The sequence below is a fragment of the Helicobacter mehlei genome, assembly GCF_003660265.1.
GTDB classification, from domain to species: Bacteria; Campylobacterota; Campylobacteria; order Campylobacterales; family Helicobacteraceae; genus Helicobacter; species Helicobacter mehlei.
The window spans coordinates 1-887 of record NZ_QXQP01000065.1 but is presented as its reverse complement, the minus strand read 5'-3'; the positions used below and the strand labels follow the sequence as shown (position 1 = coordinate 887).

Genomic DNA, 887 nt, shown 5'->3' with positions numbered 1-887 from the left:
GTTGTTGCTGCACTGGTCATGGTGGTGGGTACAGCCGTGGTGGCAGTCTCGTCTGTCTGTTCCTCGGTGTCGGTGCAGGCGCTGAGCCGCCAGGAGTAGTGGTGCGGCCAGCACCGCTGCGGTGAGGCGGGTTCTGGAGGAGGTTCTTGCAAGCATGATCTTCCTTTCCGTTCCCTCCGACCGTACCCGTGATCAGTGCGATAGGCACCCTTTAAATGTTAGCTACGTTACACTCGGTCATCGGGGCGCGGCCACCCGGCCAATCCGTCCATCCGGATTGCCACGGCACTGGTCGGCAGTCACTCCCACACCTCATAAAGCATTATTGGGACCTGTGGTAAAAATGCGGCCACCACGGTGCGATGCGCAGACCTGTCGGGGAGGCGCTGTGGGTGGGCGGTATTTCCCTGCCTTGCAGCATGAACAGGGTGGTTTCCGCTCCTGGGTACGCTGGCAATCCGGTTTGGCGGCACCATTTGAATCGTGAATACCGACTGCCGTGACCTGAAGGGGTTTCTTAACAGGGCCAGCTGCCTTTTCGCTATGTTGGAGGTCACATTTCAAGGGAGGTCAAGTTATGGGCAAGGTGATCGTGATCGGTGCCGGAATGGTGGGACTGTCCACCGCCTGGCATCTCCAGGAACGTGGCTACACAGTCAGCGTTATAGACCGGGAAGGTGTGGCGGCAGGTTCATCCTGGGGAAATGCGGGATGGCTGACCCCGGCGAAAACCCTGCCCCTGGCTGATCCCAGCCTGTGGCGCTACGGTGCCAGAACACTTTTTGATGTGGACTCCCCACTGCATATGCCTTTCCGCATTGACCGCAACCTCTGGTTCTTCCTCGCCCGCTTCATGCGCAACGCCACCCCACCCCGCTGGGACTCCG

At 59.9% G+C, this 887-nt stretch carries 1 protein-coding gene; it reads left to right on the top strand.

Annotated features, from left to right (window positions below; translation table 11 throughout):
* Window positions 1–577 precede the first annotated feature (577 nt).
* A partial coding sequence (locus EAO36_RS08250; protein ID WP_120956000.1) for an NAD(P)/FAD-dependent oxidoreductase occupies window positions 578–887 on the top strand: 310 nt, incomplete at its 3' end.